Consider the following 16,053-nt stretch of genomic DNA (forward strand, 5'->3'; position numbering starts at 1 on the left):
GTCCGGGTGCTGGCACTGACCGCAGCGATCTGGCACAACGACCACACCGGCCAACAGGTCAAACGATCACTCACCGCTTTTGATCACTGACCGCACCCAAACCCCTTGGAATCAACCGTCTAGCGGGCGGCGGGTGCCGGGCGCCCCGGCACCCGCACCCGCACCCGCCTCACTTGGCGTCGGCATAGCAGTCGACCACGGCGACCTCCATCGGGAACACGACCGGCGTCCGGCCGAACAGCAGCCGCCCCGCCTCCTCCGCCGAGGCGTGCACGGCCTCGCGGACCTGGTCGGCGAGCTCGGCGGGCGCGTGCACGACGACCTCGTCGTGCTGGAAGAACACCAGGCGCGGCCGGCCGAGCTCGGCCAGCCGCCGGCGCAGCGCGGCCAGCAGCGCCAGCGCCCAGTCTGCGGCGGTGGCCTGGACGACGAAGTTGCGGGTGAAGCGGCCCCGGCTGCGCAGCGCCTGCGCCGCCGTGACCTGGCGGGACGCCCCGCCGCCGGGCTCGCCGGACGCGCCGGCCCCGTCCCCGTCGCCGCCGGGTTCGTCGCCCTCGGAGGTCAGCCGCCGCCAGCCGGCCGAGGGCGGCGGGCAGGTGCGGCCCAGCCGCGACCGGACGAGCGCGCCCCGCTCCCCCGCCCGCGCCGCGGCCTCCACGTACTCGAACGCCTGCGGGAACCGGCTCTTCAGGACGGCCAGGAGCCGCACCGCCTCGCCCGTGCCGCCGCCGTACATCGCCGACAGCAGCGCGATCTTGGCCTGGTCGCGCGCGGTCGCCCCGTCCGAGGCGGTGCCGCGGAACGCCTCCGACAGCGCGGCGTACAGATCGCCCTCGGCGGCGGCCGCGGCGAACGCCCGGTCTCCGGCGAGCGCGGCCAGCACCCGCGGTTCGAGCTGCGCGGCGTCGGCGACGACCAGCGACCAGCCCGGATCGGCGACCACCGCCCTGCGCAGCACGCGCGGGATCTGCAGCGCGCCGCCGCCGTTGGTGGCCCAGCGGCCGGACACCACGCCGCCGACGACGTACTCGGGACGGAACCGCCCGCCGCGCACCCACGTGTCGGCCCAGGTCCAGCCGTGCGCGGTGTGCAGCCGGGACAGCTCCTTGTACTCCAGCAGGAGCGGCACCGCCGGGTGGTCGACGCGCTTGAGCACGTGCGCGCGGGTGGAGGTGACGGGCAGGCCCACCGCCGCGAACGCCTTCATGATCTGGGCGGGCGAGTCGGGGTTGACCGGCGTGCGCAGCCCGAACGCGGCGTTGATCCGGTCGGCCAGGGCCTGCAGCTTGCGCGGCCGCATGCCGCCGGTCGGGCGGGGGCCGAGCAGTTCGGTGAGCAGTTCGTCCTGGCGTTCGGCCGACCAGGGCAGCCCGTCGTGGCCCATCTCGGCCGCGACCAGCGAACCCGCGGACTCGGCCGCGGCCAGCAGGGCGAAGCCGGGCAGTTCGGCGACGCGCCGCAGCTGCTCGGCGTGCACGGCGACGATCCGTTCGAGCTCGCCGGCGGCGGAGTGGAGCCCGCGCCCGGGGCCTTCGGCGACGGGGCGCCCGCCCGCGCCGGGACCCTCCTCGCCGAAGGACGCCTCGAACGACGCGTCGAAGGCGGCATCGGAGGAGGTGTCGAACAGCGAGCCCTGCGGCGGGGCCTCCTGCGGGGGCGGCGGATCGGCGGGGACGGGCTCGCCGCGCAGCCGCGCCCACGCCGCCCGCACCGAACGCGGCTCGCCGTACCGCCCCTGGTGACCGAGCAGCAGGCTCTCCACCAGTTCGAGGTCGTGGCAGCGGGCGACCCGCACCCCCGCCTCCAGCAGCCGGGGGTAGAGCCGGGCGGTGGCGGGCCACACCCAGCGCGGCCCGGCGGCGCGCTCGCGCTCGGCGATGGCGGCCGCCAGGTCGCCGACGGTCTCGGCGGGGCCGGCGGGCGCGCCGTCGTCGGCGAGCGGCCGCAGCGCACCCCCGCCGCCCTCTGCGGCGGCCACCGCGATCCTCACCCGGTCATTCTCGCCGGGGGCACCGACAAAACGGCGAACCCCTCCGCGCCCGGAGAGGGCGGAGGGGTTCGCGGCGCCGTCTCGGCGCTGTCGTGGCGCCGTCGTGGCGCGGTCCGGCGGCGGGTCAGGCCGCCAGCGAGACCTGCTGGCCCTCGGGCACGTCGCCGTACCGGTCCACGATCTTGTTGAGCTGGAGCTGGTAGTACAGCACGCCGAAACCGAAGATCCCGAGCAGGAAGCCGAGGCCGCCGCTGCACGAGGGGGCCAGGCCCGCCGCGCGCTGCGCCTGCGCGATGCGGCCGCCCAGCTTCACGAACATGACCAGCGGCCAGATGCCCAGCGTGACGAAGCCGAAGATCATCGAGAGCAGCGCGTTGGTGGCGGCGGCGCCGGTGCGGCGGTCGTAGTTGAACAGCTCGGCGTGGACCTTGTAGAACCAGACCAGCCCGTAGATGCCGAAGGTGATGATCGGCAGGCCGAGCCAGGCGCCCACCGGGTTGCGGCGCTTCATGTTGAGGCCGGTCCCGGCGGCGGCCGGGGCGTGCTGCGGCGCGTGCACCGGCGCCTGCTGGCCCTGGTGGGGCTGCTGGTAGTGCTGCTGCGCACCCTGCTGCGGGTAGCTCATGCTGTGCTCACTCCTGAGGGCGCGGCTCCGGTGGGGCCCGGCACCCGGGTTCCTTGACGATCAGTGATGACGACGCCCGACTGTACGACAGACGAGCACGGCCTACCTGAACAACGCGCTGATTTTCTATAGATCAGGTGAGATATCCCGATTTCCACTGCGCGTGCCGTCCTGGCGCAACGGGATCGTCACCTCGTCCTCGCACGGCGGGCGCAGCTCCTGGTCGCCGCATCCGGTCGCGGCGTAGCAGCGGATGCGCAGCTCCGCCCCGGTCACGTCCACGCGCAGGAAGCTCTTGAAGAACGGCGGGCGGTCCCAGTCGGCCATCTCCGAGCGGAACCGCTGCGGCACCTTGCGCACCGGCAGCCGCGTCATCCCCCGACGGCGCCGCTGCCCGCGCGGCACGCCCAGCAGCGACGCCACGAACCGCACCCGCCGCGAGGGCACCACCGCGTCCCGGCCCCGCCCCGGCGGCTTCGACGCCGCGGGCGACCCCGGCATCGACCGCCGCCGGTCTCCGGAGTCCATGCCCCTGGCCGCCGACGACGGGGACGGATCGCCGCCGTACCCTCGCCCCGGCTCGATCCCCAGCCGGTACCGGATCGCCTCGGTCGCCTCCTGCGGCGTCAGCTCGAACAGCTTCGGCAGCCGCAGCACCCGCCCGTACAGCCTGCTGTAGCGGGAGAGGGAGTCGCCGCGCAGCGGGTAGCAGCGGAAGTCCTGCTCGTCGGCCACGTGCGTCCTGGGAATGGTGTGGGTGGCGTGCATGAACGCGCCGCCGCCGCCCGTCACCAGGTACTGCAGGGTGCGGTCGCCGACCCGCACCGGGTAGCGCTGGTAGTTGTGGATGTCGCCGCCGATCGCGGCGACGTAGTGGTGCTCGGGGTCCTTCACGATCGCGTCGACCGTGCCGCCGCCCTCGATCTCGCCGGGCCGGACGCTGTCGTCCACGTACAGCGGCTTGCCGGTGATGAGCAGCTTGGGCTTGGGCCCGGCCGACACCTCGCGCAGCCACGCGCCCTGGGCGCGGTCGAGGCCGCCGGTGATGCCGGTGTCGATGCCGACGATCCGCAGCGCGGGCGTGTCGATCACCCAGTACGGGCCGGGCTGGAGCGCGTGCTGCCCCGGCGCGCCGCGGTAGCGCTCCCGCGCCTCCGCCAGCGCCTTCCCGTCGACCGGCCCGGAACGCCGCCACAGCAGCCGCGGGACGAACCCGAGCGCCCCCTTCCACGGCTCGGGGCGGCAGTCGAGGTCGAGGTCGCAGAACACGCGCAGGAATCCGCGCAGCCCGTCGTACCAGTCGTGGTTCCCGGGCACCGCGTAGATCGGCCCCGGATAGTCCTTGTACGGGCGGAAGAACTTCTCCGGGTAGTCGGCGGCCTCGCCGCTGGGGTAGATGACGTCGCTGACGATCACCATGAAGTCGGTGTCGGCGCCGACCCGCAGCGCGGGCGGCACCACCGCGTACTGCGACCGGTCGCCCTCGCCGGTGTCGCCGAGCAGCAGGAACGAGAACGCCTCGTCCGAGCGGTGCATGGTGAACCCGGCACGGGTGCCGCGCTCGGCGAGCGCGGAGACGCAGCGGCGGCGGATACCGTTGGACGGGTCGCCGAACACCTTGGCGATGACGTCGTTGCGGGACTGCCACAGCACCAGGGGACGGCGCCAGGAGAATTTGGAGACGCGCTCGGGCATCAGCTCCCAGAAGCCGCCGCGCGTCCCGCACTCCCAGCCGGCTCCGGCCTCCGAGTCACGCGAGTTGTCGGGCCCGCGTCCGGGTGCCTCCGCCTCCTCGGCGCGCACAAGCAACCTCCGGGGGGTTTCGAGGGGGTCAGGGCCAAATGTATTGGGCCGGGTGATCTCTGCGTCAAGCGAATCCGGAACACCTGTGTCACCCGACCGCGCCCCTGGCGCCGAAACGCCGCGGCGCCGCCCCCGGCTGGGGACGGCGCCGCGGCGCGGACGAGGGCGTGGACGGGTCAGTGCGCTCCCGTGCCGGTGAGCGCCCTGACCTCGAGTTCGGCGAACTTCTCGTCGGTCTTCTCCTTCGACAGCACCGTGCCGAGATAGGCGCACAGGAAGCCGAGCGGGATGGAGATGAGCCCCGGGTTCTGCATCGGGAACGGCGCCACGATCGTCTCGCTGAACAGCGCGTCCGGGTTGCCCTTGGGCAGGGTGGCGGACTTGCCGCCCCAGCAGATGGAGCTGCACATCACCAGCGCCACCGCCGAGATCAGCCCGCCGTAGATGCCGGCCACCGCGCCCGCGGTGTTGAACCGCTTCCAGAACAGCGAGAACAGCAGCGTCGGCAGGTTGGCCGAGGCGGCGACCGCGAACGCCAGCGCCACCAGGAACGCCACGTTCAGCCCGCGGGCGAAGATGGACAGCACGATCGCGACGGCGCCGATGACCAGCGCGGCGATCCGCGCCATCCGCACCTCGTCGCGCTCGGTGGTCTTGCCGCGCTTGAACACGTTGGCGAACAGGTCGTGCGCGAACGAGGACGAGGACGCCAGGGTGAGCCCGGCGACCACGGCCAGGATGGTCGCGAACGCCACCGCCGCGATGATCGCCAGGAAGATCGCGCCGCCGGTGGAGCCGGGACCGCCGCCGAGTTCCTGGGCGACCTGCACCGCCGCGGTGTTGCCGCCCTTGTCCTGCGCCGCGACCTCCTTGCTGCCGACCAGCGCCGCCGCGCCGAACCCGATCACCAGCGTCATCAGGTAGAACGTGCCGATGATGCCGATCGCCCAGTTCACCGAGGCACGGGCGGCCTTGGAGTTGGGCACGGTGTAGAAGCGGATCAGGATGTGCGGCAGCCCCGCGGTGCCCAGCACCAGCGCCAGGCCGAGCGAGAGCAGGTCGAGCTTGGACCACATGTCGGTGGCGCCGTACTTCAGCCCCGGCTCCAGGAACGCCTGGCCCTTGCCGCTGGCGTCGGCGGCGGCGCCCAGCAGGGTGGAGAGGTTGAACCCGTACTTGGCCAGCACCCAGACGGTCATGACCGCGGCGCCGCCCATCAGCAGCACGGCCTTGACGATCTGGACCCAGGTGGTCCCCTTCATCCCGCCGACCGTGACGTAGAAGATCATCAGCGCGCCGACCACCACGATCGTCCAGATCTTGGCGGCCTCGCCCTCGGCGCCCAGCAGCAGCGCCACCAGCGCGCCCGCGCCGACCATCTGCGCCAGCAGGTAGAAGATCGAGACCACGATCGTGGAGATGCCGGCGGCGGCGCGGACCGGCCGCTGCCGCATCCGGAACGCCAGCACGTCGGCCATGGTGAAGCGGCCCGAGTTGCGCAGCAGCTCGGCCACCAGCAGCAGCGCCACCAGCCAGGCGACCAGGAACCCGATCGAGTACAGGAACCCGTCGTAGCCCGACAGCGCGAACATGCCGGCGATGCCGAGGAACGAGGCGGCCGACATGTAGTCGCCGCCGATCGCCAGCCCGTTCTGGACGGCGGAGAACTGCCGTCCGCCGGCGTAGAAGTCGGCGGCGGTGCGGGTCTGGCGGCTGGCCCAGATCGTGATCCAGAGGGTCGCGGCCACGAAGACGGCGAACAGGACCAGCGAGAACGTGCGGTGCTCGTTCTCGGAGGGGGCCGCGAGCACCCCGGTCGGGACCGCCGACAGCGGCCCGGCGAGCAGTGGCGTCACTTCTTCTCCTCCTCGCGGCCGTCGCCGGCCTCGGTCCCGTCCGACGGGTCCTTGCCGGCCGGGGCCTCGTCCGCGGATCCCTCGGCGGGTCCGTCGGCGGCGGGTTCCTCGGCGGCCGGGGCCTTCTTCACGGCGTCGTCGGGCGCCGGAGCCGGTTCGGGCACCAGGGCCGCGGGGGCGGCGCCGGGAGCGGCGACCTGGGCGGCCAGCGGCTCCAGCTTGCGGCGCGCGTGCCGCTCGTACGCCCACGCGATGAGGAAGGTGGAGAGGAACTGGAGGAGGCCGAACACCAGCGCCACGTTGATGTTGCCGAGGACCTTGGTGCCCATGAAGCCGCGCGCGTACGCCGACAGCACCACGTACAGCAGGTACCAGATCAGGAACGCCGCGGTCATCGGGAACACGAAGCGGCGGAAGGTCGACTTGAGCCGCTGGAACTCGGGGCTCTGGTTCATCTGGGCGAAGGCCGCCTCGTCGAGCCCGCCGCCTCCGGCGGGCGCCGGCGTCGCGGGCCCTGGGGAGTCCGTTGTCACACACACCTCCGGCTATGGGTCACTCCGCCGCGGCACCGCGCGCACGGCGCGGTGACCGGCGGCACCGGCGTGGCCGATGGGGGGCTATTTGACCAAGATCTTGGTTGGTGCCAATAGAGGTGGAGACCCGGTCGATGCGCGCTCGATGCCGGAACGAGACCTCGGCCTCACGAAGAGTAGGGACCCGAGGGAGAGTAGTGAGGTGGCCCGGCGCGGCGCAGGCGGTCCGCCGATCCGGCCGGACCCGCCCGCTGTCCGCGCGGCGTCCGCGCGGTATCCGCCCGGTATCCGCCGGCTACTCGACGACGAAGGCGCGGGGGTCGTCGGTGGGCACGATCTCCCGGCCGAGCGGCAGCAGCGACACCGGGATGAGCTTGAAGTTGGCGATTCCGAACGGGATGCCGATGATCGTGATGCACAGCGCGATGCCGGTCACCAGGTGGCCCAGCGCCAGCCACCAGCCGGCCACGACCACCCAGATCGCGTTGCCGAGGCAGGAGCCGGCCCCGGCGCCGGACTTGCGGACGACGGTGTTGCCGAAGGGCCAGAGCGCGAAGAGCGCGATGCGGAACGCGGCGATGCCGAACGGGATGGTGATGATCAGGATGCAGCAGATGATCCCGGCGACCGCGTACCCGATCGCCAGCCAGAACCCCGACAGGACGAGCCAGATGATGTTCAGCAGGGTGCGCATCGGACCACTCTACGTGGCGTGGGCGCCGCGCCCCGGGAACGGGCGCGTGCGGCGCGGTGAGCGCCGGCGCCAACCCCCGGGGGCGCCGGCGCCACCGCGTACAGGGCGCCTGTGCGCATCATGAGTCCCCCCAGAACGGCGAGCTGTCGCCTTCTCATGATGTCCGCACAGACGACCCATGGGTCCCTTAGCGGGACACAATTAACACTATCCGGACGTCCGTAATGCCCGCGTAAATCGGTCCAATGAGGGGCCCAAGGTTACGGAACGCGCGCGTAACCTCACCCCTTCCCGAGGTCAGGGGGCGAGCACGCGCAGCGCGCCCGGCATGATCCGGGCGGTCACCGGGAGCGTCCCGGGCAGCTCGCCGTCGGCCCCGTACGGCAGCGTCCGGCCCGGCGCGGCCAGCTCGATCCGCACCTCCCGGCCGCGCAGCACCTCCACCTGCGGGCGGCGCACGTGCGAGCCGTCCTCCAGCTCGCGCATCACGGCGAAGAACAGCGGCCGGGGGGCGTCCTTGATGATCACCACGTCCAGCAGGCCGTCGTCGACCCGGGCGTCCGGGGCGATGCGGCGCCCGAAGCCGTAGTAGCCGGAGTTGGCGGCGACGACCGTGTAGCCGCGCCGTTCGAGGACCTCGCCGTCCACCGTGACGCGGTAGGCGGCGGGGCGCCAGGCCAGGACGGCCCGCAGCGCGCCGACGTAGTACGCCGCCGAGCCGCGCAGCACCCGGGTCCGGTTGGCGTTGTCGTTGGCGACGGCGTCCACGCCCGCGTACACGCTGCCCAGCACGGGGACGCCGTTGGCCTCGACGGCGTCCACCTCGCGCGGCTCGCCCTCCAGCAGCAGCCGGGCCAGCGCGGCCGGGTCGGAGGGGACGCCGAGCTGGCGCGCGAAGTCGTTGCCGCGCCCGGCCGGGACGATGCCGAAGAGCGCGCCGGTGCCGGCCAGGGCGCCGCCGACGCGTCCGACCAGGCCGTCGCCGCCGACGCCCAGCACCACGTGCCCGCGCTTGGCGGCGCCGGCGGCGAGCACACCGGCGTGCTCCAGGCCGCGGCTGTACTCCACGAGGATCTCCGCGCCGGCCTCGCGCAGCGCGCGGGCCAGCGGGACCAGGGAGGCGGCGGCCGCCGACCCCCCGGCGGAGGGGTTGACGACCGCGGTGAAGAGTCGGCGGGCGGGCGGCATCGGGATCACTCCTGGGCGAGGGGGGCGGTGAGGACGCCGGGGTTGAGGATGCCGTGCGGATCGACCCGGCGCTTGACCGCCCGCACGATCTCCATGCCGAGCGGCCCGATCTCGCGGGCGTACCGGTCGCGGTGGTCGGTGCCGACCCCGTGGTGGTGGCTGATGGTGCCGCCCGCGGCGAGGATCGCGTCGCCGGCGGCGTGCTTGGCCCTCTCCCAGTGCGCGACCGCGGGGTTCCCCTGCGCGGACACGACCGTGAAGTAGAGCGAGGCGCCCGCGGGATAGACGTGGGAGATGTGGCACATGACCAGCGGCGGGGTGCCCGCCCCGGCGAGTTCGCGGATCAGCGCCTCCCGCACGGCCGCGTAGAGCCGCGGGATGCCCGACCAGAACGCGGCGGTCTCCAGCGTCTCGGCGAAGGCGCCGGCGTCCAGGAGGGCGTCGCGGAGGTAGGGGGCGTCGAAGCGGCCGCGCTCCCACTTCTCCCCCGGCCCGGCTCCGAGGGGCTCGCCGCCCTGCTCGTCCAGGACGGCCCGGGTCGCCTCCCGCCGGGCGGCGATCTCGTCCGGCGCGCCCTCGAATCCCAGGACGGCCAGGCAGCCGGCGGTCCCCGACGACGGAAGGGAACCGCCGACGGCGGCAGGGTCGGCGAGGCCGATCGCGGTCTCGGTCTCGTCCGAGAGCCGCAGCACGGTGGGCAGCGGGCCGTCCTGGGCGAGGCGGCGCAGCGCCGCGGCACCCGTCTCGAACGAGGGGAAGCGCCACCCCTCGTAGGCGGCCGCCTCGGGCACGGGCCGCACCCGGACCGCCACCGAGGTGATCACGCCGAACGCGCCCTCGGAGCCGAGCACGAGCTGCCGCAGGTCGGGTCCGGCGGCGGACCGGGGGGCGCGGCCCAGGTCGAGGGTGCCCTCGGGGGTGGCGACGGTGAGGCCGGTGACCATCTCGTCGAAGCGCCCGTACCCGGCGGACGCCTGCCCGCTGGAGCGCGCGGCGGCGAACCCGCCGATGGTGGCCCACTCGTAGGACTGCGGGTAGTGCCCGAGCGTGAAACCGCGCTCGCGCAGCAGCTCCTCGGCGCGTGGCGCGCGCAGGCCCGGCTGGAGGACGGCGGTGCGCGACACCGGGTCGAGGGAGACGAGCGCGTCCATGCGGCGCAGGTCGAGGGCGACGAACGGGCGCCCGCCCTGCGGGGCGAGACCGCCGACGACCGAGGTGCCGCCGCCGAACGGCACGACAGCGACGCGGTGCTCGGCGCACGCCCGCAGCACGGCCAGGACTTCGTCGTGCGACCCGGGCAGGACGACGGCGTCCGGGGCGTCGGCGACGTCGCCGGACCGGATGCGCAGCAGGTCGGGGGTGGACTTGCCCCGGGTGTGCCGGACGCGGGACTCGGCGTCGGCGCGCACGTGCGCCTCGCCTCCGGCGGCCTTGGCGAGGGCGGCCGGGCAGCCGGCGGGGAGCCGGGAGGCCGGCACGTCGATGTCCGCGAGCGCGACCGGCGGCTCGGTCGCCGGCCGGACGCCGAGCAGCTCGCGCAGCAGGCCGGTCGCCGCGTCCGGCAGCGGGGTGGCCCTGGCCGGGTCGCCCCAGCCGCTCCACAGCATGTCCCGGATCTCCATGGCTTACACTGTGACATATGACGTCAGAACGTCACAAGACGATGGACGCAGGTTCCGGCGACGAGGACCGCCGTGACGCCGTGCTGGACGCCGCCCGCGACTGCGTGCTGGCCGTCGGGGTGCGCCGCACGACGCTGACCGACGTCGCCCGGCGCGCCGGGGTCTCCCGGATGACGCTGTACCGGCGCTGGCCGGACGTGCGCTCCCTGGTGGGCGATCTGATGACCCGCGAGTGGCTGGCCACCGCGACCGCGGCGCAGCCCCCCGAGGACGCCGGGCCGGTCCGCCCCCGGATGGTGGAGGGCCTGGTCGCGGGGGTGCGCGCGTTCCGCGCCCACCCGCTGCTGCGCAAGATCGTCGAGGTGGACCCGGAACTGCTGCTGCCCTACGTGCTGGAGCGCTGCGGCACCAGCCAGCTGGCCTTCCTGGAGATGTTCGAGCGGACGCTGCGGGCCGGCCACCAGGACGGCTCGATCCGTCCCGGCCATCCCGAGCGGCAGGCCCGCGCGCTGCTGCTGGTCGTCCAGTCGTTCGCGCTGTCGGCGCGGACCATGACCGACGCCGCCGACCCCGAGCTGCGCGACGACGCGTTCGACGCCGAGCTGGCGCACATCCTGGAGAGGACCCTGGCCCCGTGAACACCGGCCCCGCGGGCTCGTCCCTGAACGCCGCCCGCCGCGCCCGCGAGCTGGCCGCCCTCCCCGGCGAGGTGGTCGACGTCCTGGTCGTCGGGCTCGGCGCGACCGGCGCGGGCGCCGCCCTGGACGCGGCCTCGCGCGGCCTGAGCGTCGCCGCGATCGACGCGCACGACCTGGCGTTCGGCACGTCCCGGTGGAGCTCCAAGCTGATCCACGGCGGCCTGCGCTACCTGGCCTCCGGCCAGGTGGACGTGGCCTACGAGAGCGCCGTCGAGCGCGGCGTGCTGATGCGGCGCACGGCCCCGCACCTGGTGCGCGCCCTGCCGTTCGTCATGCCGCTCACCTCGCTGGTGACGCGGCGCCAGGCGGCGCTGGTGCGCGGCGCGCTGACGGCCGGGGACGCGCTGCGGCTGGCCGCCGGCACCCCGCGCGCCGTGCTGCCGCGCCCGCGCGGGCTGTCGGCGGTGGAGACGCTGCGGGCGGCGCCCCCGCTGCGGCCGTACGGGCTGCGCGGCGGGCTGCTGTCGTGGGACGGCCAGGTCGCCGACGACGCCCGGCTCGTCACGGCGATCGCGCGGACCGCCGCCGCGCACGGCGCCCGGATCCTCACCCGCTGCCGGGCGCTCGCGCTCACCGGCGAGGGGGCGCTGGTGCGGGACGAGACGACCGGCGAGACGATCAGCGTCCGCGCCCGCTCGGTGATCAACGCGGCCGGGGTGTGGGCCGGGGGCCTGGTGGACGGGGTGCGGCTGCGCCCGTCGCGCGGCACCCACCTGGTCCTGCGGGCCGGGAGCCTGGCGGGACTGGCGGCGGGCATGCAGATCCCCGTGCCCGGCTCGACCGCCCGCTTCCTGCTGGTGCTGCCGCAGGGCGACGGCCGGGTCTACGTGGGCCTGACCGACGAGCCCGCCGACGGCCCGATCCCGGACGTGCCCGAGCCCACCGAGGGCGAGATCGGGTTCCTGCTGGACGTGCTGGGCTCGGCGCTGGACGTCCCGGTGCGCCGTGACGAGGTCGCCGGCGCGTACGCGGGCCTGCGCCCCCTGCTGGACGGCGGGCACCGCACGACCGCCGACCTCTCCCGCCGCCACCGGGTGCTGACCTCGCCGGACGGCGTGGTGACGATCGTCGGCGGCAAGCTGACCACCTACCGGCGGATGGCCGAGGACGCGGTGGACGCCGCGCTCGCGCACGCCCTGCCCGGCGCCGCCGGACGCCGCAGCCGCACGGCCCGGATGCCGCTGGTGGGGGCCGCCCCGCCGGAACGGCTGGCCGCCCTGGACGCCCCGGCCCGGCTGGTCCGCCGCTACGGCGCGGAGGCACCGCTGCTCGCCCGCGGCGGGGAGGACCTCCTGCAGCCGGTCGCGCCGGGGCTGCCCGTCCTGCGGGCGGAGCTGGCCTGGGCCGTCCAACACGAGGGCGCCCTGGACGTGGACGACCTCCTGGACCGGCGGACCCGGATCGGCCTGGTCGCCGCCGACCGCCAGGCCGCCGTGCCCGCCGCCGAGGCGGCGCTGGAGGCCCACCGCACCCCGCGCTGACCCCGCCCCCGGCCTCAGGCGCGTCACGTGGCGTGAACACACATGCCACCGCCGTCACGCACTATGACGCGTGTCACGTGGTTACGACGCCGGATTCTGGGTTAGGTTACCCTAACCTAAGAAAAACTGATCGTCGGGGGGACCGCGTGACGCGCCGGAACAGTTGCGATCATTGCCCGGGCAGCCACTCGGGCGATCGGCCGTGCCTGGCCAGCGCGACCGTGAAGCCGCGCGGCTGGCTGCTGATCGAGCACCCCGGCCCCTGGCCCGAGCGCATCGAGAACCTGGCCGAGCCCGGCCCCGTGACCGACGCCGTGCGGGCCGCCCTGGCCGCCGGCGTCCGCCCCCAGCTCATCCGCCGCCCCGGACGGCGCCGCGCCACCCCGCCCGTCCAGGTGTACACGGGCTACTCCGCGGGCGACGACGTCTGGCTCGAGGGCCGCGAGCTGGCCGACCCCGCCGAGTTGGCCGGGCTCGACCTGCGCGCGGTGGCGGCGGGCGTCCGGCCCGGTTTCGGAGAGCCCGTGGCCGACCCGCTGCTGCTGGTGTGCACGCACGGGCGGCGCAACGTGTGCTGCGCCCGGACCGGGGCTCCGCTCGCCCGGTTCCTCTCAGCGCGTTTTGGCGCCTTTGTATGGGAAACGACCCATGTCGGTGGCGACCGCTACGCCGCGAATCTCGTATGTCTCCCACACGCTCTGTACTACGGCGACCTTGGCCCGCAGGAGGCCACGGCAGCGGTCGAGGCATACCTGAAAGGCCAGGTCAGCCTGGACCGGCTGCGCGGACGGGCCGGCAACCCCGAACCCGTCCAGGCCGCCGAGCACTTCGTCCGCGAGCATTCCGGGATCTTCGAGATCGGTGGCGTGACGGTGGAATCGGTCACCGGGACATCGCCGTACGAGGCCGTGGTCCGGGCCCGCCGGAACCGTTACCGGGTGATCTTCGAGAGCGGCGCACAGGCCCATGGAGGGCCGTCCCGCACGAATGATCCGTGCGGCCCGGACTGCCAGGAGAACCTCCGGACCTACTTTGTTAGGGACATCACCCTTCTCAACGAAGCGGCCCTCGTGTAATCTCTCCAAGGCCCCATTCGAGGGTCTCCACTGTCGCACGGCCCCTCAGGCACCCGGTGAACCGGGCGGGGAGGGGAACAGAGCGGCAACTCTAGACGTTGGACCTTTCGGCGCTTCTGACGCATGTCTTCGAAGCATGTCGAGCGTCCATGTCCGAAATTGCTCAGCAAAACCAATCAAGGTGGGTGTTCCATGGCTCAGGTACGTCGGCAGGCAAACCTCCCTCGTCCCAGCTGGGGCTGGCAGGACGCCGCGGCGTGCCGGGGGGAAGACCTCGTGCTCTTCTTCGGCCCCGACGGCGAGCGTCAGCCAGAGCGCGAGATTCGCGAGCGCAAGGCCAAGCAGATCTGCATGGGCTGTCCCGTCCGCTCGGAGTGCCTGGACTACGCGGTGTCCCGGCCCGAGAAGTACGGCACCTGGGGCGGCCTCAACGAGGACGAGCGCGCCTCCGAGCGCCGTCGCCGGATGCGCCGCGCCAACGCCGCCTGACCACCGGCTTCGGCCCGGCGGTCCGGCCCGCTCGCGCAGGCCACGTGCACGGTGACGTGCACGGACCCGTACCCGGCGCGTGAGGCCGCTCCCGCGGCCACGGCCCGCGGAAGCGGCCCGCTCCCCTCGCGCACCCCGGCACGCCACCGGAAAACGTTACGGCCCCGCCCCGCGGGGCCGTTTGCGTTGCCCGGTCCGGGAACTCCGGATGACCTCCGGGGTTCCCGGACCGGGCATCACGAACGGATCAGGACCCTTCCGGCACGACCGTTCATCACATGTGCATCACATGTGCGTGTGCCCGCCCGCCCTTAATGGCCGACGAGAAACTCCCGCCATTACCGCATTCGCCATCACGGTGCGGGCCATTCTCGCAAATTGGCGGAGAACCATTCCGCGCTCAGCCGGGCCACCTCCTCCAGCGCCCCGGGCTCCTCGAACAGATGCCCGGCCCCCGGCACCACCGTGAGCCGGTGCCCGACGCTCTGGTCCATGCCCTCCAGGGCCCGCTCGTTCAGCGACAGCACCTCCAGGTCGCGGCCCCCCACGATCAGCAGCGTCGGCGCCCGCACCTCCTCCAGCGCCCGCGCGGCCAGATCGGGCCGCCCGCCCCGCGACACCACCGCACCGACGCTCTCGGCCGAGGCCGCCGCCGCGACCAGCGCCGCGGCCGCCCCCGTACTGGCGCCGAACAGCCCGACAGGACCCTCCGCCCGGACCCAGGCCACCACCTCCCCGAGCCGTCCCGCCAGCAACGGCACGTCGAACCGCAGCCGCGCCGTGCGCCGGTCCTCGGTCTCCTCGTCGACCGTGAGCAGATCGAACAGCAGCGTGCCGAACCCCTCGGCGTTGAGCGCGATGGCCACCTGCCGGTTGCGCGGGCTGTGCCGTCCGCTGCCGCTGCCGTGCGCGAAGACGATCATTCCGCGGGAGCCGGACGGCTCGACCAGATCCCCCTCCAGCAGCACGTCGCCGACGGGCACCTGGACCCCCGTCATCGATCGGTCCCCCGCGCCGCCGCCTCCCGGGCCGCGTAACGGTCCAGCAACCCGATCACATCGCCGTCCGACAGCTGCTCGAACCGCCGGTACCACTGCCCCACCGCCCGGAACGACCAGGGCGCGGCCAGCACGACCACCTCGTCGGCCTCGCGCTCCATCGCCCGCACGGTCTCGGCGGCCCCCACCGGCACCGCCAGCACCAGCCGCGACGGCCCCCGCCGCCGCACGGCCCGCAGCGCCGCCCGCGCCGTCCCTCCGGTGGCCAGCCCGTCGTCCACCACGATCACCGACCGCCCCTTCAGAGCGGGCAGCGGACGATCGCCCCGGTAGGCGCGCACCCGGCGCACCAACTCGGCGCGCTCGGCCTCCACGGTGCCGGCCAGATCCGCCTCCTCCAGCGAGAGCCGCGCGAGAAGGTCATGATCGAAGACGGGCTCGCCGCCCTCGGCGATGGCCCCCACGCCCAGCTCCGGCTGCCGCGGATAGCCGATCTTGCGGGTCACCAGCACGTCCAGCGGAGCCGGCCGGCCCGGCGCCGACAACCTCCGCGCGACCTCGAACGCGACCGGCACACCACCCCGGGGCAGCGCGAGGACCACCGCCCCGTCGAGATCGAGCGGCACCAGCCATTCGGCGAGGACCCGCCCCGCCTCGGCACGATCGGTGAACGGAAGCCGGACGGAAGGACGATCGCCCTCGTTCCTGTTCCAGCGCATCAGCGTCACCCCTTATCTACCTGGGGGGCCACCCCCCAGACCCCCGGGGCGGGGTGTTCGCGCCCTTCCGCTCGCCTGGGGGCTCGCTCCAGGGCGCGCACCCCCCGGTGGGGGCTCCGCCCCCACGCCCCCGGCAGGGAGGGCTCCGCCCCCCTGCACCCCCCAACGGCCATCCATACGTGGAACCTCAATCACCCAGGTCCACGCACCACCAATGAGCCGATGGGCTTGTGCGAGGTCTTGGGCCCCTCAATTCACCCTGCGGTGTTGCTTGTCGGGGG

Annotated in this window: 14 protein-coding genes; 4 read left to right on the forward strand and 10 right to left on the reverse strand. The window is 74.1% G+C overall.

The window, feature by feature from the left end; all coding sequences use genetic code 11:
- Positions 1–169 precede the first annotated feature (169 nt).
- The 8 genes from ACFPZN_RS53530 to ACFPZN_RS53565 form a co-directional block, all read right to left on the reverse strand.
- Positions 170–1,990 carry a bifunctional 3'-5' exonuclease/DNA polymerase gene (locus tag ACFPZN_RS53530; RefSeq protein WP_378292646.1) on the reverse strand — a complete coding sequence of 607 codons (1,821 nt, stop codon included), beginning with the start codon at positions 1,988–1,990 and terminating at the stop codon, positions 170–172.
- 124 nt (positions 1,991–2,114) lie between these two features.
- Positions 2,115–2,615, reverse strand: a complete 501-nt coding sequence (locus tag ACFPZN_RS53535; protein WP_378292648.1) for a DUF4234 domain-containing protein — start codon at positions 2,613–2,615, stop codon at positions 2,115–2,117.
- Between the two features lie 126 nt (positions 2,616–2,741).
- Positions 2,742–4,418 (reverse strand): metallophosphoesterase family protein, encoded by a 1,677-nt coding sequence (locus ACFPZN_RS53540; protein ID WP_378292650.1) that lies wholly within the window; start codon positions 4,416–4,418, stop codon positions 2,742–2,744.
- 176 nt (positions 4,419–4,594) lie between these two features.
- A complete protein-coding gene (locus ACFPZN_RS53545) occupies positions 4,595–6,229 on the reverse strand; it encodes a solute symporter family protein (protein WP_378292671.1) in 1,635 nt (544 codons plus the stop codon).
- 41 nt (positions 6,230–6,270) lie between these two features.
- Positions 6,271–6,807, reverse strand: a complete 537-nt coding sequence (locus tag ACFPZN_RS53550) for a DUF485 domain-containing protein (protein WP_378292652.1) — start codon at positions 6,805–6,807, stop codon at positions 6,271–6,273.
- Positions 6,808–7,102: 295 nt separating this feature from the next.
- Complete coding sequence (locus tag ACFPZN_RS53555; protein ID WP_378292655.1) at positions 7,103–7,501, reverse strand: YccF domain-containing protein; 399 nt, start codon at positions 7,499–7,501, stop codon at positions 7,103–7,105.
- A 297-nt stretch (positions 7,502–7,798) separates the two neighbouring features.
- Entirely contained in the window at positions 7,799–8,689 is an 891-nt protein-coding gene (locus ACFPZN_RS53560; protein ID WP_378292657.1) for a diacylglycerol kinase family protein, read from the reverse strand.
- A 5-nt stretch (positions 8,690–8,694) separates the two neighbouring features.
- Complete coding sequence (locus ACFPZN_RS53565; RefSeq protein ID WP_378292659.1) at positions 8,695–10,311, reverse strand: FAD-binding oxidoreductase; 1,617 nt, start codon at positions 10,309–10,311, stop codon at positions 8,695–8,697.
- Positions 10,312–10,328: 17 nt separating this feature from the next.
- On the opposite strand from ACFPZN_RS53565, the gene ACFPZN_RS53570 reads away from it, so the two are divergent.
- The 4 genes from ACFPZN_RS53570 (at position 10,329) to ACFPZN_RS53585 (ending at position 14,055) form a co-directional block, all read left to right on the forward strand.
- The gene (locus tag ACFPZN_RS53570) at positions 10,329–10,949 is read left to right on the forward strand and encodes a TetR/AcrR family transcriptional regulator (RefSeq protein ID WP_378292661.1); all 621 of its coding nucleotides are present in this window, start codon (positions 10,329–10,331) and stop codon (positions 10,947–10,949) included.
- Positions 10,946–12,490: a glycerol-3-phosphate dehydrogenase/oxidase gene (locus tag ACFPZN_RS53575; protein WP_378292663.1), complete on the forward strand. Its 1,545-nt coding sequence runs from the start codon at positions 10,946–10,948 to the stop codon at positions 12,488–12,490. The genes ACFPZN_RS53570 and ACFPZN_RS53575 overlap by 4 nt, the downstream gene beginning before the upstream one ends.
- A gap of 221 nt (positions 12,491–12,711) precedes the next feature.
- Positions 12,712–13,566, forward strand: coding sequence for a sucrase ferredoxin (locus ACFPZN_RS53580; RefSeq protein ID WP_378292665.1), 855 nt, complete (start codon positions 12,712–12,714; stop codon positions 13,564–13,566).
- A 192-nt stretch (positions 13,567–13,758) separates the two neighbouring features.
- Complete coding sequence (locus ACFPZN_RS53585; RefSeq protein ID WP_081640018.1) at positions 13,759–14,055, forward strand: WhiB family transcriptional regulator; 297 nt, start codon at positions 13,759–13,761, stop codon at positions 14,053–14,055.
- Positions 14,056–14,408: 353 nt separating this feature from the next.
- Here ACFPZN_RS53585 and ACFPZN_RS53590 read toward each other — a convergent pair whose 3' ends face one another.
- Together ACFPZN_RS53590 and ACFPZN_RS53595 are read right to left on the reverse strand one after the other, a co-directional pair.
- Positions 14,409–15,053 carry a dienelactone hydrolase family protein gene (locus ACFPZN_RS53590; RefSeq protein ID WP_378292667.1) on the reverse strand — a complete coding sequence of 215 codons (645 nt, stop codon included), beginning with the start codon at positions 15,051–15,053 and terminating at the stop codon, positions 14,409–14,411.
- Positions 15,050–15,772, reverse strand: coding sequence for a phosphoribosyltransferase (locus ACFPZN_RS53595; RefSeq protein ID WP_378292669.1), 723 nt, complete (start codon positions 15,770–15,772; stop codon positions 15,050–15,052). Before ACFPZN_RS53595 ends, ACFPZN_RS53590 begins: the two co-directional genes overlap by 4 nt.
- Positions 15,773–16,053 lie beyond the last annotated feature (281 nt).

It is taken from the genome of Actinomadura rugatobispora (assembly GCF_042656285.1).
Lineage (GTDB): Bacteria > Actinomycetota > Actinomycetes > Streptosporangiales > Streptosporangiaceae > Spirillospora > Spirillospora rugatobispora.

Excerpts from the sequence above, each read along its gene's own strand:
- ACFPZN_RS53565 (WP_378292659.1), bottom strand. The coding sequence starts at position 10,311 with ATGGAGATCCGGGACATGCTGTGGAGCGGCTGGGGCGACCCGGCCAGG.
- ACFPZN_RS53570 (WP_378292661.1), top strand. The coding sequence starts at position 10,329 with ATGACGTCAGAACGTCACAAGACGATGGACGCAGGTTCCGGCGACGAG.
- ACFPZN_RS53560 (WP_378292657.1), bottom strand. The coding sequence starts at position 8,689 with ATGCCGCCCGCCCGCCGACTCTTCACCGCGGTCGTCAACCCCTCCGCC.
- ACFPZN_RS53590 (WP_378292667.1), bottom strand. The coding sequence starts at position 15,053 with ATGACGGGGGTCCAGGTGCCCGTCGGCGACGTGCTGCTGGAGGGGGAT.
- ACFPZN_RS53535 (WP_378292648.1), bottom strand. The coding sequence starts at position 2,615 with ATGAGCTACCCGCAGCAGGGTGCGCAGCAGCACTACCAGCAGCCCCAC.
- ACFPZN_RS53555 (WP_378292655.1), bottom strand. The coding sequence starts at position 7,501 with ATGCGCACCCTGCTGAACATCATCTGGCTCGTCCTGTCGGGGTTCTGG.
- ACFPZN_RS53585 (WP_081640018.1), top strand. The coding sequence starts at position 13,759 with ATGGCTCAGGTACGTCGGCAGGCAAACCTCCCTCGTCCCAGCTGGGGC.
- ACFPZN_RS53595 (WP_378292669.1), bottom strand. The coding sequence starts at position 15,772 with ATGCGCTGGAACAGGAACGAGGGCGATCGTCCTTCCGTCCGGCTTCCG.